Source organism: Micromonospora sp. NPDC002389 (assembly GCF_040296095.1).
In the GTDB taxonomy this organism is placed as follows: domain Bacteria; phylum Actinomycetota; class Actinomycetes; order Mycobacteriales; family Micromonosporaceae; genus Micromonospora.
Genome location: NZ_JBEOWP010000006.1, coordinates 446,150 through 466,531 on the forward strand (window position 1 = coordinate 446,150; position 20,382 = coordinate 466,531).

The 20,382-nt window shown below is 70.7% G+C and carries 16 protein-coding genes and 1 pseudogene; 12 read left to right on the plus strand and 5 right to left on the minus strand.

The genetic code is table 11. The features are described 5' to 3' along the window. Positions 1-48: 48 nt before the first annotated feature. Positions 49-1,539, plus strand: a complete 1,491-nt coding sequence (locus ABT008_RS15015) for a CoA-acylating methylmalonate-semialdehyde dehydrogenase (RefSeq protein WP_350696806.1) — start codon at positions 49-51, stop codon at positions 1,537-1,539. Here ABT008_RS15015 and ABT008_RS15020 read toward each other — a convergent pair. Continuing rightward, the gene (locus tag ABT008_RS15020; protein ID WP_350696743.1) at positions 1,511-2,974 is read right to left on the minus strand and encodes an acyltransferase family protein; all 1,464 of its coding nucleotides are present in this window, start codon (positions 2,972-2,974) and stop codon (positions 1,511-1,513) included. The two genes, ABT008_RS15015 and ABT008_RS15020, sit on opposite strands and share 29 nt — an antisense overlap. A 96-nt stretch (positions 2,975-3,070) precedes the next feature. Here ABT008_RS15020 and ABT008_RS15025 point away from each other — a divergent pair, with 96 nt between their 5' ends. After that, positions 3,071-3,631 (plus strand): GrpB family protein, encoded by a 561-nt coding sequence (locus ABT008_RS15025; RefSeq protein WP_350696744.1) that lies wholly within the window; start codon positions 3,071-3,073, stop codon positions 3,629-3,631. A 360-nt stretch (positions 3,632-3,991) separates the two neighbouring features. Here the strand turns inward: ABT008_RS15025 and ABT008_RS15030 are convergent, their stop codons facing one another. Further along, entirely contained in the window at positions 3,992-4,981 is a 990-nt protein-coding gene (locus ABT008_RS15030; protein WP_350696746.1) for an N-acetylglucosamine kinase, read from the minus strand. A 190-nt stretch (positions 4,982-5,171) separates the two neighbouring features. On the opposite strand from ABT008_RS15030, the gene ABT008_RS15035 reads away from it, so the two are divergent. Genes ABT008_RS15035 through ABT008_RS15055 form a run of 5 tightly spaced genes read left to right on the plus strand, consistent with a single transcriptional unit; the run spans position 5,172 to position 10,264 of the window. Then, the gene (locus tag ABT008_RS15035) at positions 5,172-6,134 is read left to right on the plus strand and encodes a MurR/RpiR family transcriptional regulator (protein ID WP_350696747.1); all 963 of its coding nucleotides are present in this window, start codon (positions 5,172-5,174) and stop codon (positions 6,132-6,134) included. Next, entirely contained in the window at positions 6,131-6,880 is a 750-nt protein-coding gene (locus ABT008_RS15040) for an SIS domain-containing protein (protein ID WP_350696749.1), read from the plus strand. Before ABT008_RS15035 ends, ABT008_RS15040 begins: the two co-directional genes overlap by 4 nt. A gap of 25 nt (positions 6,881-6,905) precedes the next feature. Continuing rightward, positions 6,906-8,309, plus strand: a complete 1,404-nt coding sequence (ngcE, locus tag ABT008_RS15045) for an N-acetylglucosamine/diacetylchitobiose ABC transporter substrate-binding protein (RefSeq protein ID WP_350696751.1) — start codon at positions 6,906-6,908, stop codon at positions 8,307-8,309. A gap of 37 nt (positions 8,310-8,346) precedes the next feature. Continuing rightward, positions 8,347-9,288: a carbohydrate ABC transporter permease gene (locus ABT008_RS15050; RefSeq protein WP_350696753.1), complete on the plus strand. Its 942-nt coding sequence runs from the start codon at positions 8,347-8,349 to the stop codon at positions 9,286-9,288. Between the two features lie 13 nt (positions 9,289-9,301). Then, entirely contained in the window at positions 9,302-10,264 is a 963-nt protein-coding gene (locus ABT008_RS15055; protein WP_350696755.1) for a carbohydrate ABC transporter permease, read from the plus strand. A gap of 91 nt (positions 10,265-10,355) precedes the next feature. On the opposite strand, the gene ABT008_RS15060 is transcribed toward ABT008_RS15055, so the two are convergent. Continuing rightward, the gene (locus tag ABT008_RS15060) at positions 10,356-10,730 is read right to left on the minus strand and encodes a type II toxin-antitoxin system VapC family toxin (protein WP_350696757.1); all 375 of its coding nucleotides are present in this window, start codon (positions 10,728-10,730) and stop codon (positions 10,356-10,358) included. After that, on the minus strand, positions 10,727-10,984 hold the full coding sequence (locus ABT008_RS15065; protein ID WP_350696758.1) for a type II toxin-antitoxin system Phd/YefM family antitoxin: 258 nt from the start codon (positions 10,982-10,984) through the stop codon (positions 10,727-10,729). The genes ABT008_RS15060 and ABT008_RS15065 overlap by 4 nt, the downstream gene beginning before the upstream one ends. A gap of 111 nt (positions 10,985-11,095) precedes the next feature. Here ABT008_RS15065 and ABT008_RS15070 point away from each other — a divergent pair, with 111 nt between their 5' ends. From ABT008_RS15070 to ABT008_RS15090, 5 genes are all read left to right on the plus strand, one after another. Further along, positions 11,096-11,497, plus strand: coding sequence for a VOC family protein (locus tag ABT008_RS15070; RefSeq protein WP_350696759.1), 402 nt, complete (start codon positions 11,096-11,098; stop codon positions 11,495-11,497). A 56-nt stretch (positions 11,498-11,553) separates the two neighbouring features. Then, positions 11,554-13,242 carry a bifunctional 3'-5' exonuclease/DNA polymerase gene (locus ABT008_RS15075; RefSeq protein ID WP_502890437.1) on the plus strand — a complete coding sequence of 563 codons (1,689 nt, stop codon included), beginning with the start codon at positions 11,554-11,556 and terminating at the stop codon, positions 13,240-13,242. A 102-nt stretch (positions 13,243-13,344) separates the two neighbouring features. Then, positions 13,345-15,426: a xanthine dehydrogenase family protein molybdopterin-binding subunit gene (locus tag ABT008_RS15080; protein WP_350696760.1), complete on the plus strand. Its 2,082-nt coding sequence runs from the start codon at positions 13,345-13,347 to the stop codon at positions 15,424-15,426. Positions 15,427-15,591: 165 nt separating this feature from the next. Beyond that, positions 15,592-16,692, plus strand: a complete 1,101-nt coding sequence (locus tag ABT008_RS15085) for a hypothetical protein (RefSeq protein WP_350696762.1) — start codon at positions 15,592-15,594, stop codon at positions 16,690-16,692. Positions 16,693-16,992: 300 nt separating this feature from the next. Further along, the gene (locus ABT008_RS15090; RefSeq protein WP_350696763.1) at positions 16,993-20,094 is read left to right on the plus strand and encodes a hypothetical protein; all 3,102 of its coding nucleotides are present in this window, start codon (positions 16,993-16,995) and stop codon (positions 20,092-20,094) included. A 165-nt stretch (positions 20,095-20,259) separates the two neighbouring features. Here ABT008_RS15090 and ABT008_RS15095 read toward each other — a convergent pair. Next, a pseudogene (locus tag ABT008_RS15095) lies at positions 20,260-20,382 on the minus strand (methionine adenosyltransferase); the annotation flags it as partial.

The following is a 20,382-nucleotide window of genomic DNA, read 5'->3' on the forward strand; positions in this document are numbered from 1 at the left end:
AGTGAGCCGGTTCTGCGAGCCCCGCAGTCGCGAACGGAAGGCGGTGCCCTGAACCTGATCGGGCACTTCGTGGACGGCAAGCGGGTCAGCGGCACCTCGACCCGGCGCGGTGACGTCTTCGACCCGGCCACCGGTCGGCGTACCGGCCAGGTGGAGCTGGCCTCCGTCGCGGACGTGGCGGTCGCCGTCGAGGCGGCCGAGCGCGCCGCGCGGACCTGGCGGGACGCGTCGCTGGCGAAGCGGACGGCGGTGCTGTTCGCCTTCCGGGAGCTGGTCAACGCCCGCCGGGACCGGCTCGCCGAGGTGATCACCGCCGAGCACGGCAAGGTGCTCGCCGACGCCGCCGGGGAGGTCCAGCGCGGGCTGGAGGTCATCGAGTACGCCTGCGGGATCCCGTCGGCGCTGCGCGGCGGTTTCAGCGAGAACGTCTCCACCGAGGTCGACTCGTACAGTCTGCGGCAGCCGCTCGGGGTGGTCTCGGTGATCAGCCCGTTCAACTTCCCGGTGATGGTGCCGCTGTGGTTCGTGCCGGTGGCGGTCGCCGCCGGTAACGCCGTGGTGCTCAAGCCGAGCGAGAAGGACCCGAGCGCGGCGCTGCTGCTGGCGGAGTGGTTTGCCGAGGCCGGCCTGCCCGACGGGGTGTTGAACGTGGTCAACGGCGACGCCGAGGCCGTCGACGCGCTGCTGGATCACCCGACGGTCAAGGCGGTGTCGTTCGTCGGCTCCACCCCGGTGGCCCGGCACGTCTACCAGCGCGGCACCACGGCCGGTAAGCGGGTGCAGGCGCTCGGCGGTGCGAAGAACCACATGGTGGTGCTGCCCGATGCGGATCTGGACCTGGCCGCCGATGCGGCGGTCAACGCCGGGTTCGGGTCGGCGGGGGAGCGGTGCATGGCGATCTCGGCGCTGGTCGCGGTGGAGCCGGTCGCCGACGACCTGGTGGCCCGGATCGCGGAGCGGATGGCCGGGCTGCGTACCGGCGACGGGCGGCGCGGCTGCGACATGGGTCCGCTGGTCACCGCCGCGCACGCGGACCGGGTCCGGTCCTACGTCGAGGCGGGGGTGGCGGCCGGTGCGGTGGCGGTGGTCGACGGCCGGGACGTGACGCCCGACGGCGACCCGGACGGCTTCTGGCTGGGCCCGACGCTGTTCGACCGGGTCACCCCGGACATGTCGATCTACACCGACGAGATCTTCGGCCCGGTCCTCTCGGTGGTGCGCGTGGGCTCGTACGACGAGGCGGTGGCCCTGGTCAACGCCAGCCCGTACGGCAACGGCACGGCGATCTTCACCAACGACGGCGGTGCGGCCCGTCGCTACCAGCACGAGGTGGAGGCGGGCATGGTCGGTGTCAACGTGCCGATCCCGGTGCCGATGGCGTACTACTCGTTCGGCGGCTGGAAGGCGTCCCTCTTCGGTGACCTGCACGCGCACGGTGCCGACGGGGTGGCGTTCTTCACCCGGGGCAAGGTGGTCACCAGCAGGTGGCTGGACCCCCGCCACGGCGGGGTCAACCTCGGCTTCCCCACCCAGACCTGAGCAGGCGCAGGACACCCGCCCCGGCCAGGTAGGCGACCAGGGCGGCGGCTGGCAGCCCGAGCGGCTCGGGCGCGGTCTTGGCGGTGGCGCTGTTGGTCACCAGGGCGTACCCGACGGCGGCGAAACCGGCGACGGCCAGCACGCCCCGCACGGCCGCCCACCGGCCGGGCGGCTGGCGGTCCTCCTGCGGGTGGTGCTGGATCTCCGGGCGGCCGGCGTCGGGTGAGCCCGGCGTGGGCTGCGGGGCGTCGGGACCGTCCCGACTCGCGGTGGAACGGCCGGTGCGGGCCTCGATCGGGCCGAAGACCGCGACCAGCGCGGCGAGCACCACGGTGAGCAGCAGTACCCAGGGCAGCCGCCAGGCCAGCCAGGCCGCCGACCCGGCCGGCGGGGTGGGCAGGACACCCAGCCGGTCCAGCGCGCCGACCAGCAGGATCACCGCGCTCAGGTGCCACAGGAAGACGGTGAGCACGACCGAGTTGACGGCGATCACGGCCTGCCAGGGTCGGCTGCGGTGCAGCCACCGTTCGGCCCGCTCGCGCAGCAGCAGGATCAGCCCGAGCTGGGCCGTGGCCACGGCCAGCAACGCCACGCTCGGCGGGGCCGCGTTGTCCAGTCGCTGTCCCGGCAGGTTGATCATGCTGACCGGGTACGGGCCGACGCTGGTGAGCAGCACCGCGACGCCCAGACCCGCGACGGCCAGGACCAGGGCGGCACGGCGGGACATCGGCAGGCAGCGGGTCCACCGGCCCGCGCCGGACCCGGCCGGGTCGCAGTGCCCCCGGCGGGCGTCGTACCAGGCGAAGCCGACCTGGTGCACGGCCAACCATCCGAGCAGGTAGTTGGGCAGGGCCGCTGTCTCGTGGCCGGTCGCTCGCCCGAGGTCCCCGGCGGCCACGAGCAGCGCCAACACGACCGGCACGGCCAGTCCGAAACGGCGGTGCAGCGCGTACATGAGCGGGGTCAGCGGCACCACCACGAGATAGGCGGCGAGGAACCACAGCGGGACGGTGGCGAACCAGACGACGGTACGGACCATGCTCGGCTCGGCACCGACGAGCCGGGCCACCAGCGCGCTTCCGGCCAACGCCAGCACCAGCGCGCTGGTCGGACGCAGCAGGCGGGCGCTGCGCCCGAGTAGCCACCCGGTCGCGTCGCCGCCACGGCTGCGGTGTGCGGTCAGCGAGGCGGCGTTGGCGTAGCCGCCGACCAGGAAGAACACCGGCATCACCTGGACCGCCCAGGTCAGCGGATAGGCCCATGGGATCGCGGGTAGGGCGGAGTGACCGTCGGGCTGCCCGTGCTCGTCGTAGCCGATCGTCGCGACCGCCCAGTGCCCGAGGACGACCATGATGATCGCCAAGGCCCGCAGCAGGTCCAGGTAGCGCTCGCGGTCTGCCGGCGTCCGTGCGGCGAGTCGGGCCAGGCGGCGCATGATCCGAGGGTATGCGCCCGTGACGCCCAGCGGGCGGCTGACCGCCGTCCGGGGCGGCTGACCGCAGTCCGGGCGGGAGCCGCCGAGAATGGCACGATGAGATCCGTGGACGGCACTCCGGTCACCCTCAGCCCGTACGACCCACACTGGGCGGTGTTGTTCGCGCAGGAGCGGGTCGCCCTCGAAACCGTTCTGAAACGGTGGCTGGTGGGGCCGGTCGAGCACATCGGCTCGACATCGATTCCCGGCCTGGCGGCGAAACCGATCATCGACATGATGGCGCCGGTACGCAGCCTGTCGGAGGCGGTGGCCGCCATCGAAGTGGTGACCGCGCTCGGCTACCGCAACGGCGTGCACCGCCCGGAGGAAGCGCACTATTTCTTCAAGCCGGCGACCGACAACTGGTGGGAGCGCACTCGTCAGCTCCACCTCACCGAGCCGACCTCGCTGCTGTGGCGACGACGGATCGCGTTCCGCGATGCGCTGCGGGGACGCGCGGACTACCGGTCCCGGTACGAGCATCTCAAGCGCGATCTCGCGCAGGCTCACGGCGCCGACCTCGCGGCCTACGCCCGCAACAAGGACGACTTCGTCAACGAGGTCCTCGGTGTACGCGACAGGACGCAACCACCGACCGCCAGTAACCCGGAACGGTGACCATCCGATCGGGCAGCCGGTCGGCTCTCCGCCGCATCTGCGGTGGTGGCCCTGATACCTGGCACTAAGGATGGCACCTGACTGCCCGCCTCATAGGTCTTCCCGGACCCCTTTGCTCTGCTTCACCCCACGCAACGAATACGCGCCGATCACGTTGCGCCGGTTGAAGCAGAGCAAAGGGGGTTGAGGGGTGGGGCCGGCTGCGTCCAAAGTGACCGACTGGCATCTTTCATAATGACGTAGGTCGATGCCAGACTCATCGCCCCGAGTGCGAGTGCGAGTGCGGGAGCTGGCGCGTGGCCGTCGGCAGCGACGCCGACCAGAGCCCCAGGGCGGTCGAGGTGGCCGGGGGCGGGTGGGTCAGGTGGGTGGCGGGACCAGGCGGGCGTGCAGGGCGGTCGGATCGGTCACCTCGGGCAGTTCGCGGGCGGCCAGCCAGGCCGCTGCGGCGGCGCCGTCCCCGGCCGGTCGTACCGGGGCGTACGGCCAGCGTCGCCGGGCCTCGGCGTGGACGGCGGCGGCCAGCGGTGTGTCGCCGGTCAGCAGCCCGCCGCCGAGCACCAGGACGTCGGTGTCGTCGGTCGGTCGGATCCGGCCGACCGTGTCGGCGAGGTGGGCGCCGGCCGCGTCCAGCAGCGCGACCCCGGTCGGCTCGCCGGAGGCGGCGGCATCGAGCACCAGCGGGGCGAGTCGGGACAGTTCCACCGGTGGGCGGCGGGTGACGACCTGCACGAGCGCGTCGACGGTGTCCCGGGTGCGCGCCGCGATCTCGGCGGAGCCGGTCAGCTCGGTGAGCACCCGCCGGCCGAGGTCGCCCGGGTCGGTGCCGCTGTCCAGGGCGGTGAGCAGTCGGCGTACCGCCGCTCGGCCGAGCCAGAAGCCGGAACCGGCGTCGCCGAGCAGCCAGCCGTGCCCGTCGGCGACGCGGTCCAGGCGCAGGTCGCGGACCTTGGCGGCGACGGCGCCGGTGCCGGCGACGAGAACGGTGCCCCGGGGTGCGGCGGTGCCGGAGGCGTACGCGATGAGGGCGTCGCCGTGCACCGCGTACGGGCAGTGAAGCCCGGCTGCCCGCCATGCGTCGGCGAAGGCGGCGCGTCCGGCCGGGTCGGCCCGGAGGCGGCCCGCTCCGGCGAGCCCGATGGCACCGGCGCGTACCCGGGTCGGGTCGATGTCGGCGAGTGCCGCGCGGAGGGCGGTCAGGAGTTCCCCGGCGGCGCGGGTGGCGCCGTGACTCGTGGGGTTGCCGCCGCCGGCTCGGCCGGTGCCGAGGCGGGCACCGTCGAGGGTCACGACGAGCGCCCGGGTGGACGTGCCGCCGATATCGAGGCCGATCACGACGGTGTCGGACATCGGCGCCCACCTCCTTGATCGATCTGCGTTCATGCTGGTCGCGGCGCCTCTCCGGAGCAAGACGGGGATCGGGCCTCGGACGGTGCGCCAGGTAACAGTTTGAAAACTTCGCCCACGGTCTTGACACAGAGGTGGCTTCAGTAAGAACTTTTACCACTATCAGTTAACAGTCTTTTCCGAAAGGCGTCCCATGGTTGATCACGAGGCGGACACCTCCGCGGGCACCGCGGTGGCCGACGCCGACCGGGTTGACCGGCGGGGCGCCCTCGGCGTCGCCTCGGGCGGGATACTCGCTCGAGTGCGCAGCGGGTCCGACGAGCTGACCGGCGCGCTGCGCCGGGTCGCCGAGCACGTCCTCAGCGACCCGGAGGCGGCGGCGCGGGCCACCATCGTCGAGTTGGCCGAGCGCAGCGGCACCTCACCGGCCACGGTCACCCGGTTCTGCCGGGCGATGGGCTTCGACGGCTACGCCGACCTGCGGCTGGGCATCGCCGCCGAGACCGGCCGGGCCCGGTCGGCCGGGTGGACCGTCGACATCGGACGCGAGATCCAGCCCAGCGACCCGCTGGACCGGGTCCTGGAACAGATCATGGCGGCCGACACCCGAGCCATGCACGACACCGCCGCGCTGCTCGACCTCGACGAGGTGGAACGGGCCGCGAACGCCATCGCCGGGGCCAGCCGGGTCAACATCTTCGGCGCCAGCGGCAGCGCCCTGGTCGGCGAGGAGATGCAGTTCAGCCTGCACCGCATCGGGGTGGCCGCCTGGGCGTGGAACGACGTGCACTCCGGGCTCGCCTCCGCCGCGCTGCTGCGCCCGGGCGACGTCGCGCTGGGCATCTCGCACAGTGGCCAGACCCGGGAGGCCATCGAGATGGTGGCCGAGGGCGGCAGCCGGGGCGCGACCACGATCGCGCTGACCGGGTTCCGTCGCTCGCCGCTGGCCGAACTGGCCGACATCGTGCTGCTGACCGCCAGTCACGCCACCACGTTCCGCCCGGACGCGCTGTCGGCCCGGCATCCGCAACTGGTCGTCCTCGACCTGCTCTACATCGCGGTCGCCCAGCGCACGCACGACCGCGCACACGCGGCCTTCCGGCGTACCGCCCAGGCCGTCGACGGACACAAGGCCGCGAGGGGAGCCAGCGCATGATCAGCGCCCAGGGGTACGCGGACGCCGTCCGCCCCGTCCTCGACCGTCTCGTCGACCGGGGGCACGAGCCGCTCGGCCGCGCCGCCGACCTGATCACCGCCAGTCTGCGCGACGGCGGGGTGCTCCAGGCGTTCGGCGCCGGGCACTCCGAGGCGTTCGCCGCCGAGCTGGTGGCCCGGGCCGGCGGGCTGGTGCCCACCAACCGGATCACCCTGCACGACCTGGTGCTGCACGGCGGCGCCCCGCGTGACGTGCTCGCCGACCCGAAGCTGGAGCGCGACCCGGCCATCGCCCACCAGCTCTACGAGATCGCCGCGCCGCAGCCGCAGGACGTGTTCGTGGTGGCGTCCCAGTCCGGCATCAACGGCTCGGTGGTCGAACTGGCCCTGTTGGTCACCGGTCGCGGTCACCCGTTGATCGCGGTCACCTCGGTCGAGCACACCGGACGGGTCGCCCCGCGCCACCCGTCCGGCCGGCGGCTCGTCGATCTCGCCGACGTCGTGCTGGACAACGGCGCGCCGTACGGCGACGCACTGCTGCCGCTCGAGGGCGGCGGCGCGGTCTGTGCGGTCTCCTCGGTCACCTCGGCGCTGCTGGCGCAGCTGCTGACCGCGGAGGTCGTACGGCGGTTCCACCAGGCCGGAGAGGCACCCCCTATCTACCTCTCCGCCAACGTCCCCGGTGGGGACGAGCACAACCTCGCCCTCGAGTCGCGGTACGCCGGACGTCTCCGGCGCACCGCCTGACCCGACACCACAAGGAGAGTCAGAGATGACCGTTTCCCCCGATCTGAACCGCCGGACCCTGCTGCGCCGCGCGGCGGCCGCGGGCCTCCTGGTGACCCCGGCCGCGGGTCTGCTCAGCGCCTGCGCGGGCAGCACGCCCAGCCAGAACACCGACAACGCCGGGGAGAAGAGCACCGACAACCCCTTCGGCGTGCAGGCCGACAGCGCCGTGAAGGTGGTCATCTTCAACGGTGGGCTGGGTGACGCCTGGGCGAAGGAAGACCAGGCGATCTTCAACGCCAAGCACCCGAACATCACCGTCAACATGAGCTCGACCCAGAAGATCAAGACCGAAGAGCAGCCCAAGATGGCGACGCAGCCCAGCGACGTCGTGATGAACTCGGGCGCGGACATGATGGACATCAGCACCCTGGTCAACGAGGGTGCCATCGAGCCGCTGGACGACCTGCTCGCCGCCCCGGCCTGGGAGGGTGGGGGCACCGTCGCCGACACCCTGCTGCCCGGCACCGTCGCCGACGGCACCTTCCAGGGCAAGTTCTACGTGGTGAACATCGCCTACACGGTCTGGGGTAACTGGTACAACTCGGCCGTGTTCGACCGGGAGGGCTGGGCCCCGCCGAAGACCTTCGACGAGTTCTTCGCCCTCGCCCCCAAGATCAAGGCCAAGGGCATGTCGCCGTACGTCTACGACGCCGTGCACGGCTACTACCCGCGCTGGGCGCTGATGGCCACGGTCTGGAAGTCGGCCGGCAAGCAGGCGGTCATCGACATCGACAACCTCAAGGAGAACGCCTGGCGCGCCGACGGCGTCCTGCCCGCCCTGGAGGTGTGGGAGAAGCTGGTCAAGGACAAGCTGGTGCTCCCGGGCAAGCTCGACCACACCCAGTCGCAGCAGGCCTGGCTCGACGGCAAGGCGGCCTTCATCCAGGTCGGCACCTGGCTCAAGAACGAGATGGCGGCGACCATCCCGCCGGGCTTCGAGATGAAGATCTCCGACTACTGGGGCCTGGGCGCCACCGACAAGGCGCCCAACGACGTCTACGCCGGTGCGGGCGAGGGCATCGTGGTGCCGAGCAAGGCCCCGAACAAGGCGGCGGCCAAGGAGTTCCTGCGGGCGGTGCTCTCCAAGGCCGGTTCGGCGAAGTTCGCCGAGCTGACCAAGTCGCTCGCCTCCACCGCCGGCTCCGGCGACAACGTCCAGGACTCGGCGCTGGCCAGCGCCAACGAGTTGATGAAGAACGCGCCGAAGGACCTGGTCTCGATCAAGTTCTGGAACTTCTACGCGGACCTGGACAAGGAGAGCCAGAACCTCTCCCAGGAGCTGATGGCCGGCCGGCTCACCGCCGCGCAGTTCGTCGACAAGATGCAGGCCGCCGCCGACAAGGTCGCCAAGGACTCGTCCATCACCAAGCAGACCCGCGACGCGTGACACCCGCCGGACCCAACCGAACGAGGAAGTGAGAGACATGCGGCACGGTGTTGGCCGTTTCGTCACGGGTTTCCTGGCACTGCCGGTCGGCCTCTACGTCTTCTACGTGGTGTGGCCATTCCTGCAGGCCGCCGGGTACTCGCTGACCGACTGGGGAGGCTACTCCGACAGGCAGCAGTTCGTCGGGCTGGACAACTACATCCGGCTGTTCTCCGACGAGCTGATCAGGAAGGCGTTCTGGCACAACGTCTTCTTCCTGATCACCGTGCCGCTGTTCACCATCGCGCTGGCCCTGTTCCTCGCGTTCCTGCTCAACGTGGGCGGACGCGAGGACAAGGCCGGCATCCGGGGCGTCTTCGGCTCCGGGTTCTACAAAGTGATCTTCTTCTTCCCGCAGGTGCTCTCCCTGGTCGTCATCGCGGTGATGTGGCAACAGATCTACCGCGCCGACAGCCAGGGCCTGATCAACGGCATCCTGATGAAGATCGGGCTGGTCAGCGAGGAAGACCCGATCACCTTCATGTACGACCCGGAGCCCTTCCTCGGCGTACCGGCGGTGTTGTGGTGGCTGTTGCTGATCGCGGTCTGGAGCGGCGCCGGTTTCTACATGGTGCTGTTCTCGGCGGCCATGCAGTCGATCCCGAAGGACGTCTACGAGGCGGCCATCCTCGACGGCGCGGGACGCTTCCACACCTTCTTCCGGATCACCCTGCCGCTGCTGCGGGACACCGTCTCGGTGGCCTGGGTCTACCTGGGCTTCATCGCCCTGGACATGTACGCCCTGGTCTTCGTGATGACGCCCAGCCAGGGCGGTCCCAACCACGCCAGCGAGATCTTCGCGTCGGTGCTGAACTTCACCGCCTTCCAGAAGGGCCAGTTCGGCTACGCCTGCGCGATGGGCGTGGCGCTGGCGATCTTCACGATCCTGCTGGCCGCGCTCCAGCTCCGGATCACCCGTCGTGAGCGGATCGAGTACTGAGGAGACCTGGACGATGAGCACGGTGACCCACACCCCGGGTGGCCAGGCCGGGCCCGACCAGGCCCCGCCGCCGGGGCGTACGCCGGCCGACCGCGCCGCCGTCGGTGGCGGTCGTGCCGGGGCACGGTTCTTCAACGGCTTCTCGCACCTGTTCCTCGCCGTCTGGGCGATCATGGTGGTCTACCCGCTGCTGTGGGTGGTGATGTCGGCGCTCAAGACCGACTCGGAGGTGATCCGCAAGCCGCTGTCGCTCATCCCCGAGCAGTTGCAGTGGCACAACTTCGCCCGGGCCTGGACCGAGGGCCACATCGGCGAGTTCTTTCTCAACACCGTGCTGGTGTTGACCGGCAGCGTCTTCCTCACCATGCTGCTCGGCTCGATGGCCGCCTACGTGCTCGCCCGCTACGAGTTCCCCGGCAACCGGCTGATCTACTACATGTTCCTGTCCGGCCTGACCCTGCCGATCTACCTCGCCGCGGTGCCGCTGTTCAAGGGCGTCTACAACACCGGTGCGGCGCTGCCGTTCCTCGGCCCGAACAAGCACCTGATGCTGATCCTGGTCTACGTGGCGTGGTCGCTGGCGTTCACCGTGTTCTTCATGCACTCGTTCTTCCGGACGCTGCCCAACGCGATCGCGGAGGCGGGCATGGTCGACGGGGCCTCGCACAGCCGGCTGTTCTTCAGCGTGATGCTGCCGATGGCCAAGCCCGGCCTGATCAGCATCGGCATCTTCAACGTGCTCGGCCAGTGGAACCAGTGGTACCTGCCGACCCTGCTCATGCAGTCGGTGGCCGGTGAGCCGAAGAACCAGGTCATCTCCCAGGGCCTGATCGAGCTCTCGGTCAACCAGGGCTACCGCTCCGACTGGTCCGGCCTGTTCGCCGGGGTGACGATGGCGATGCTGCCGGTGCTGATCGTCTATATCGTCTTCCAGCGCCAGGTGCAGTCCGGCCTCACCGCCGGCGTCAGCAAGTAGCGCCCGCCGTCCGCCCCCGGCCCACCGGTCGGGGGGCGGACGCCGGTGAAGTGAGACGGCTGGCACCTGGTCCCGGGCGAACAAGCTCGGCTCAGACAGCCAGCACCGGTACGTCGTACTTCTGCACGACAGAGTCGCGTGTGGCCAGGACCAATTTCTCGCACTGGGCCTGAGCCACCAGCATCCGGTCGAACGGATCACGGTGGATGCCGGGAAGTCGACCGGCCACGACCGCGTGGTCAGCGGTGATGGGCAGGTGCCGGAAACCGCTGTCGCGAACGAGTTCAGGTAGGTTCGCCGGCTCTTTGATCTTGCCGATCGCCTGTTTGATGGCGATCTCCCAGATCGTGGCGGCGCTGACGTAGACCTCCGGCTCGTGATCCAGGCGGTCCGTGATCTCTGACGACAGGCTCGGATCGTCGGTCAACCACCAGATGACGACGTGAGTGTCGAGCAAGAGCGTCACGCTGTCGTACCGAAGTCGTCTGCGATGCGGTCGTTCACCTCGGAAGAGTCCCAGTCGTCCGAGAGCACCACCCTGTCGCGTAGGGATCCGCGTGCGGTGCGATTGACCCGGCGTACGAGCGGGATGACCTTTGCGACCGGCTGGCCGGCTCGACTGATCACGATCTCTTCGCCGTGCTCGACGCGGTCGATGATCCGCGACAGGTTCGTCTTGGCCTCGTGGATGTTGAACTGGGCGGCAGCCTCGCTTCCCATCTGACCTCCTTGGCTAACAGGTTAGTCCACTCGGATGCCCCGGTCGAGGAACTTGACCTCGACTTCGGTTGAGGTTGCACGATGCCCTCTCGGTCTACCGAGGGAGCAACCGTGATCGACCCTGCCGCCAGCATCCGGATCGCCCGACCGTCCCGTGACCTCGCCGTCGCGGAGCGCTTCTATCGCGACGGGCTCGGCCTGCACGTGCTCTACCAGGGACAGGGCGGTCCCGGCGAGCACGACCTGATCATGCTGGGCTGGCCGGAAGCCTCCTGGCACCTGGAACTGGTCGGCGGCCCCCACCTGGCGGTACGACCGACACCGGGCCCCGAGGACCTGCTCGTGATCTATCTCGGCGAAGTCCCCGACGAGGAGCTCGTCTCCCGACTCGAATCCGCCGGTGGTCGCCGGGTCTCCCAGGGCGCCTACTGGGACCGGTGGGGGGTCACCGTCGAGGACCCGGACGGCTACCGCCTCGTGCTGTCCCAGCGTTCGTGGTCGAACGCCCACTGACTCTGCGCCTGCCCGGCGGGCAGGCGCCCGCCGGGTTGTCGCACCCGGGCGGAAGAATGCTGTTCGTGCTGGTGGCGGTGGTGCCCGACGAGCGGGGCGGGGGAGTGCTGCAACCCCTCGACCCCGCCGGTACCGCCGTGGGGCCGCCGGAAACGGTCGCCGACCTGGCCGCCGCGGTGGGCGCCCGGGAGCGGGCCGACTCGCCGCGCTGGGTCTGGGCCTGCGGCGCCACCCTCTATCCGGCGCTGCTGCGGGCCGGGGTCCGCGTCGCGCGCTGCCACGACGTGGAGTTGACCGAGGCGCTGCTGCTCGGTTACGCCGGCCGCTTCGGTGAGCCCCGGGCGCTGGCGGCGGCGTGGGCGCGGTTGACCGGCGCGCCGGTGCCGGCCGATCCGCCACCGCGCGCGGCCGCCCCGCCGGGCGGCGGGCAGGGCGCACTCTTCGACGCCGTGCCCGGGCCGCCGGGTCCGGGCATCACGGCGTTGACCGGGGTGTACGCCGATCAGCTCGACCGGATCGCGGCGACCGGGGCGCCGGGGCGGTTCCGGCTGTTGGTGGCGGCCGAGTCGGCCGGTGCGTTGATCGGCCCCGAGATGGGTGCGGCCGGCCTGCCCTGGCGCGCCGACGTGCACGACGCGATCCTGACCGAGCTGCTCGGGGAGCCGTCTCCGGTGGGCGGGCCGCCGCGTCGGCTGGCCGAGTTGGCCGCGCGGATCGCCGAGGCGTTCGGCGTACGGCAGGTGCACGCGGACAGCCCGGCGGAGCTGTTGCGGGCGTTCGCGCGGGCCGGGGTGGAGCTGCCGAACACCCGGGCCTGGGTGTTGCGCGGGGTGGACCATCCGGCGGTGCCGCTGGTGCTGGAGTACAAGGAGCTCTACCGGATCTGGACGGCACACGGGCGGGCCTGGCGGGACGCGTGGGTCCGCGAGGGGCGGTTCCAGCCGGAGTACGTCCCCGGCGGGGTGGTGTCGGGCCGGTGGGCGACCCGGGGCGGTGGCGCGTTGCAGATCCCGAAGGTGATCCGCCGTGCGGTGGTGGCCGACCCGGGGTGGCGGTTCGTGGTGGCCGACGCGGGGCAGTTGGAGCCGCGGGTGCTGGCGGCGGTCTCCGGTGACGCCCGGCTCGCGGCGGCCGGTGCCACCGGTGACCTGTACGCCGCGTTGGCCCGGGACGCGTTCGGCGGCGACCGGGGCCGGGCCAAGCTCGCCCTGCTGGGGGCGATGTACGGGCAGACCGGTGGCGCGGCGGTGCCGGCTTTGGCGGTGCTGCGACGCAAATATCCGACCGCGTTCGGCCACGTGGAGGCGGCGGCCCGCACCGGTGAGGCGGGTGGGCTGGTGCGGTCGTGGTTGGGGCGTACCTCCCCGCCAGGGACGGCCGGGTTCGGCGCGGGTGACGACGGGCCGTCCGACCCGGACGAGGCCGGTGACCCGCAGTCGCCCCGGGCCCGGGCGGCCCGGTCCCGTGGGAGGTTCACCCGCAACTTCGTCATCCAGGCCACCGCCGCCGAGTGGGCCTCGACGCTGCTCGCGGTGCTGCGGGGCGAGTTGGCCGGCACCGACGCCGAGTTGGTCTTCTTCCAGCACGACGAGGTGATCGTGCACTGCCCGGCCGCGCAGGCCGAGCGGGTCGCCGAGGCGGTCGACCGGGCCGGGCAGCGGGCCACCGCGCTGTTGTTCGGCGAGACCGCGGTGCGGTTCCCGTTGGACCTGTCGGTGGTGGAGTGTTACGCCGACGCGGCGTGAGCGGCGCTCGGCTGACCGGATCGGGGCCGTCGACGTCCTGATGACGCCTATGGTGGGCGTTATGCGCAGGTGGGGGTGGGTACGGGTCGACGGGGCTCGCCGGTGAGCGCGGCCGTCGGGCGGCGGCACACCCGGCTGGAGGCGTACGACAAGGTGACCGGCGCCGCCCGGTACGCGACGGAGTACCCGGCCGATGGTGTGGCGTACGCGTGGCTGGTGCCGGCGACGGTCGCGCGGGGGACCGTCGCCGAGGTGGACACCACGGCGGCGCTGGCGGTCGACGGGGTGTTGGCGGTGCTGCACCACGGCAACGCGCCCCGGCTGGTCCCCGGGGTCGACGCGGAGGTGTTCCGCCTCCAGGATCCGTCGGTGTACTTCCGGGGGCAGGCCGTCGCGCTGGTGGTGGCGCAGACCTCGGAGGCGGCCCGGGAGGCGGCCGGGCTGGTCCGTCTCCGCTACGACGTGCAGCCGCACCACACCCGGCTGAGCGCCGGGGGCGACGGCTTCTATCGGCCCGACCACGTGAACCCGAGCTACCCGACCGACGTCCTCACCGGTGACTTCGATGCCGGCTTCGACGCCGCCGAGGTGCGGCTGGACCTCACCTACCGCACGCCGTCCTACCACAACAGCCCGATGGAGCCGCACGCGTCGACCGCGCAGTGGCGCGACGGGCGCCTGGTGGTGCACGACTCCAGTCAGGGCTCGGGGCCGGTCCGGGACGTGCTGGCCCGGCTGTTCGGGCTGCCGCCGGAGTCGGTCCGGACGATCAGTCGACACGTCGGTGGCGGCTTCGGCGGCAAGCTCTACGTCAAGGTGCAGACGGTGCTGGCCGCGATGGCGGCGCGGCACGTCGACCGGCCGGTCCGGCTGGCGCTGACCCGGCAGCAGACGTTCGGCCCGGTCGGCTACCGGACCCCGACCATCCAACGGATCCGGCTCGGCGCGGACCGGGACGGGCGACTCGTCGCCGTCGGCCACGACGCGCTGAGTCAGACCTCGCAGGTGACGGAGTTCGCCGAGCAGACCGCCGTCTACACCCGCCACATGTACGCCGCGCCGCACCTGCGGTCCACGCACCGGGTGACTCGGCTGGACGTGCCCACGCCGTTCTGGATGCGGGCGCCCGGGTTCACCCCCGGTTCGTTCGCGCTGGAGTCGGCGCTGGACGAGTTGGCGCTGGCCTGCCGGGTCGATCCGGTCGAGCTGCGCCTGCGCAACGACACTCCGGTCGATCCGGCGAGCGGGCAGCCGTTCACCAGCCGGAATCTGGCCGCCTGCCTGACCGACGGGGCGCGCCGGTTCGACTGGGCGCCGCGGGACCCGACGCCCCGGGCCCGGCGGTCCGGCCGGTGGCTGTTCGGCACCGGGGTGGCCGGCTGCACCTATCCCGCCCGGGTCCGGCCGGCCGCCGCGTCGGCCGCCGCCTTCCCCGACGGCACTTTCGAGGTACGGATCAACGCCACCGACATCGGCACCGGCGCGCGGACCGCGTTGTGGCAGGTGGCCGTGGACGCGCTCGGCGTACCGCCGGACCGGGTCCGGATCGAGGTGGGTGACAGCGCCCTGCCGGCGGCGGACGTGGCCGGTGGGTCGATGGGCCTGACCTCGTGGAGTTGGGCCGTGCTGCGGGCCTGCGAGCGGTTGTGTGACCGGCTCGGCGCGGCCTCCGGTCCGGTGCCGGCGGGAGGGTTGCTCGTCGAGGTGAGCACCGACGAGGAGGTCGCGGCGCAGCCGACGCTGCCGCGCTTCGCCTACGGGGCGCAGTTCGCCGAGGTCCGGGTGGACCAGGAGACCGGCGAGGTGCGGGTGCTGCGGCAGCTCGGGGTCTTCGCGGTCGGCCGGGTGGTCAACCCGAGCACGCTGCGCAGCCAGTTGATCGGCGGGATGACGATGGGCCTGTCGATGGCGCTGCACGAGGTGGGCGCGTTCGACCACCGGTACGGCACCTGGGCCAACCACGACCTGGCCGGTTACCACGTCAGCAGCAACGCCGACGTGCCGGCGGTGCAGGCGTACTGGGTGCCGGACGCCGACGTCGCGGTCAATCCGCTGGGCATCAAGGGGGCCGGGGAGATCGGCATCGTCGGTGCCGCCGCCGCGATCGCCAACGCCGTGCACCACGCCACCGGGGTACGCGTCCGGGAACTCCCGGTGACCCTGAACAAACTGCTCGTCGACTGAGGTCGCGTCGCGCAGAGTTCACTCTGATTTCGGCTGTCGGGCATTGTGGAAAAGGGCCGCTTGACCGTGTCTCACCTGCGGTTTCTTCCACGCCTGCGGTGTGCCACCCTGGTGCCTCCAACGTGACCACTCCGGTCGGGGAGGTGACGATGCCGGGGAGGCGGAATGGCCAGACGCGTCTATGTGCACATCGGTGCGCCGAAGACGGGCAGCACCTTCGTGCAGAACGTGCTCTGGAGCAACCAGAACGTGTTGCGCAAGGCCGGGATCCTGCTGCCGGGCAGCGCGGTGGCGCACGACCAGGCGATGGCGGATCTGCGTGCGGCGCACTGGCGTGACGCCGAGGTGTACTGGACCTGGGACCGGCTGGCCGAGAAGGCACGCCGGTGGTCCGGCGACGTCGTCATCAGTAACGAGGGGCTGGGTGCGGCGACCGGTGCGCAGGCGTCTCGGGCGATCGAGAGCCTGCAACCCGCCGAGGTGCACGTCATCGCGGCCGGGCGGGATCTGTGGCGGACGTTCCCGTCGACCTGGCAGCAGAGCATCCGGGCGCGCAGCACCTGGCGCTTCGACGCCTTCCTCCGGGCGGTCGAGGCGGGCCGGTTCGACACCTTCTGGGACAACTACACCGCGCCCCGGATGCTGCGTCGCTGGGGTGATCTGGTGCCGGCGCAGCAGCGGCACCTGGTGGTCGTGCCGCCGCCCGGTGCACCGCGTGACCTGCTCTGGCGCCGCTTCGCCGGGGTGCTGGGCATCCCGGACGGCCTGTGCGAGCTGACCGCGCCGACGTCGAATCCCTCCCTGGGCGCCGCGGAGAGCGAGGTGCTGCGCCGGGTCAACCAGGCGTTGGGGGACAGGTATCCGCTGCGGACGCCGTACCAGAAGGTGGTGCAGCGGCACCTGGTCGACGCGGTGCTCAAGGAGCGCGCCACCGCGCTGCGGTTCGGTGTCGGACTGGACCGGGCCGCGTGGGTGTGCGATCTTGCCGAGCAGCAGATCGCGGAAATCCGGGACTACCCGTGCACCGTGGTCGGTGATTTGGACGAGTTGCGGCCCACCGGGATGGAGCGGACCGTCAGCCCCGACGAGTTGGACGACGGGCAGTTGCTCGACGTGGCGATCGAGACGATCGTCGGCATGCTCGGGCACGCCGATTCTCTCGGTCGGCGGGCCGAGGGCCACACCGACGAGATGCTGTCGCGGTTGAAGGCGCGCGCTGCCGGTGGCGTCAAGCGTCGTCTTCGTCTGGCCGGCCGACGGTCCTGACACTGCGACACCAGGTGACGTCGGCGTCGACGGGCTGCGGGTACACCGAACCGGTTTCGTGCGCTCGCCGGCTGCTCCACGGCGGTCGAAAACCCTGCCGTCGGGACGATGTCCCGTCCTTCGGGGACACCTGCCCCTGTCCGGCGGGACGCCCGGCGGGGCACGGTCATCGCCGGGACGTGGGTGTGTGGCCCGCGCCGCAAGGGAGCTGTGGTGCATACAGGAGAGAGACTTCGGACCCGACAGCGGTCCGGAGTGAGGCCTTGGTGGCGTGGTTGTGCCGCGGCCCTGGCCGGGTTGATGGTGGCGACCGTCGCGCAGGTACCGGCCAAGGCCGACGACTCGGTGGACTTCGACGACGCGGCGGCACACGCTGCGCTCTTCAGCGCGGCGGTACAGCTGACCGGCCCGGACACGGCGGGCGTCAAGAACGCGGTGCTCACCGCCGAACTGCTGGACTGGCGGCGGGTCAACCCCTCCGCCAGCAGCGAGCAGATCGCGGCGCACGTGGCGCTCACCCGGAACCGGGCCGACAAGGCGGTGTCGGACGGCGACGGCGACTCGAGGTCCCGCTTCGCCCTGATGTCGGCCGTGGCAGCGGGGATCGGAGTCAAGGACAAGGACGAGGAGGGCGACGATGCGCCGGTACTCAACGGGCCACATCTGCGCGAGATCCTGACCAGCACGGTCGGTGTCGAGGGCGCCAATGTGGTCAAGGACGCGCTGAACCTGGTGCGGGGCGGATTCCAGGATGCGGCGTGGAACGCGCACATCCGAGGGGCGACCGACACCACCTTCGCCACCCTGCAACGGACGGCCACCACCGACGCGGCCCTGGCGACCGGGTGGGACGCGGCGTTCGCGGCCCGGACCGGGGCCAGCGTTCGGGCCAGTGAGGCCGCCCTGCTCGCCATCCAGATCCACCCGCCGCAGCCGAGCAACCCCGGCACGATCGGTCACTACGTGCCGCTGGCCCAGATCAAGGCGGCCAGCAGTGACAAGGCCAACTACCGGTTGTTCGTGCAGCAGCAGGCCACCCGGGTGCTCCAGGTGCTGGACCAGAATGCGAACACCCGGACCACGGAGGTGATCCACTACTCGACGACCTACATCATCCAGGGCAACAGCCCGGACGAGGCTACCCGCAACGCCGAGAAGCAGAAGACCGACAGCAACAAGATCCTGTTCGAGGGGCTCGGCAAGTCGGTCAGCATCCTCTCCACCCTGATGGGCTTCACCGACGAGAAGTTCGGCGGTCAGCTGAAGATCGTCGGCGATGCGATGGTCACCTCGGTCAGTGCGATCAACACGTACATGACTACGGTGCTCAATGCGGGACTGGGCACGGCCGCGAGCGTGATGGGTACCGCGGTGATGACCGGGAACCTGCTCGGTGCGGGGATGAGCCTGGTGAAGCTCTTCACCGGGGTCGACGACGATCCCCACGCCATGATCCTGGCGGAGATTCAGAAGCTCCATCAACGGATCAACCAACTGGCCGAGGGGATGAACAAGCGCTTCGACCGGATCGAGGCGGCGCTCAACGTCATGTACGACGACCTCGTCGGTCTGCTCGGTGACCTGTCGAAGTCGGTCGCGGAGGTCAAGGCCAAGCTCGGCGAGATCGCCACCCAGTTGCAGACGATCGAGCGCAAGATGGACTCGATGGCGCTGGCGATCCACGTTGCTCTTGAGGGAATCGCGAAGAGTGACTTGAACAAGGTGATCAACACCTACGTGCACTACGAGGCCATCACCGGCCGACCGATTCCAAGTTACTCCGACTACTACGAGAAAGCGGAGGCGCCCACCTTCAACTTCGCCACGTCGACGGCAATGGACCCGGGCACCTTCACTGTGCCCGAGGGAACCAGCCTGGACGACCCGGTCACCGTACTCAACAGGAACCTGCCCGAGGCGTCCATCAACTACCTGACCGCGTGGGCGGCCAACGAGTTCCAGCTGCCCTATTCCAACCCGCGGGTGGCCAACCCGGCGGCCTGGGGCACCGCGGCCCGCACCTACAACATCCTGCAGTTGCAGAACCCGGAGTTCGCGGGCCAGATCCTCGCCTATCGGGCGGCGGAGATCGCGACCACCGGTGACGAGATCAACAAGCAGGTCCGCCAGTTCAGTGCCCCGGGCGAGGGCGGCCGTACCAACAAGCTGTTCACCAAACTCGTCGGCAACTATCGCACCGCCATGGAGGGCTGGGCCAAGCAGGCCGACGGCATCCGGGGAGCGGTGATGTGGAACGGCGTCGACGTCCCGATGCCCAAGTACGACCTGTGGGGCAAACCGGACCAGGCGATCGAGGCCAAGATTCCGGAGGCCTCCACGATGCCCGCCTGCTCCGGCTACCTCGGCAACCGTGCCGTACCGGCCACCCTGCGGCGCTCCACCCTGCCCAATCCCTTCCACCTGGCCGACCACGGGCTGCCGACCGACAAGCGGCCGCAGTTCGCGACCTGTTTCGAGGCGCAGTTCGTCAACGTCGTGGAGAACCAGACGCCACGGCTGCAGACCAGCAGCGGCGACCTGCAGATCACCGTCCGGTCGCGGGTCCGCTGGCACGGCGGTGAGTGGCAGGACGCCCAGACGGCGACCCGGGTCTTCCCGGTGGGGGTCTTCTGCTCCTGGCGGGTGGTGAACAACGAGCCGAGCGGCTACTGCCACGACGAGAAGTACTTCCTCGACGAACGCTGGAACGCCAGCTACCGGACGGCCTTCGAGTCGGCACCGGTCCCGCCGATCGACGCGGTGGCCCAGACCGCGTACAACAAGGCCGCCGCCATGCTGGCCGGCCGGCAGAAGTACTTCTACACCGTGATGGTGAACGGAAGTGGGGTGAACCGGCCGACCGAGTTCGGGTGGGAGAACGCCCGGCTGCTGTGGGAGAGGGGCCAGGAGGTGACCACCGCGATCCGGCTGCTCCAGGCGTACTCGGAGTTGGGCTGGGCTTCCGCGCTGGAGCGCGACGACGCACTGAATGCGCTCCTGTTCGGCGAACACGGCCTACCCGGCGACTGGGCTGCGCCGCGCACCGACGTCGACCAGTCACAGAACCTGCACTTCGGCACGACCTTCCAGCTTGCCCTGGCGAACTACGCCGGCTGCGTCCAGGAAGGCTGGGATCCCTGCGCCAACGACAAGTTCGACTTCCGACCGCAGCACGACATGGTGCGCTACGGCGTGGACTGTGAGCAGGTCGAGGTGGAGGGCAAACCTCGGGATCCGATCAGCGCCTGCATCGTCAGCGCTGCCAGCCTGCGCTCCGAGCAGCTCAGCGGCCGGTACGACCACTGGTCGGGCCGGATCAAGGCGGGCAGCCACGTCGAAGGACTGCCGAAGGTGAAGGCACTCGTCGACTCGACCCGCGCCACCAACACCAACGTGCACTGACAACCTGAGATCACCAGGTCACCGGCCGCATCGGCCCGACTGTCCGGAACGGACGCGCGGGTGTCGGGTGCGGCCGGCGACCTCGGGGTAACCCGGACGGCGTCGGTCCCGGTCCCGGTGGCTTTGGCAGCCGCCGGGACCGGGACCGGCCTCTCGTGTTTGTCGTCAGGCTCCTGCGGCCGACTTGAGGTCTGCGGCCCGGTCCGTGTTCTCCCACGTCAGGTCCGGCAACTCCCGACCGAAATGACCATACGCCGCAGTCTGCGCATAGATCGGCCGCAACAGATG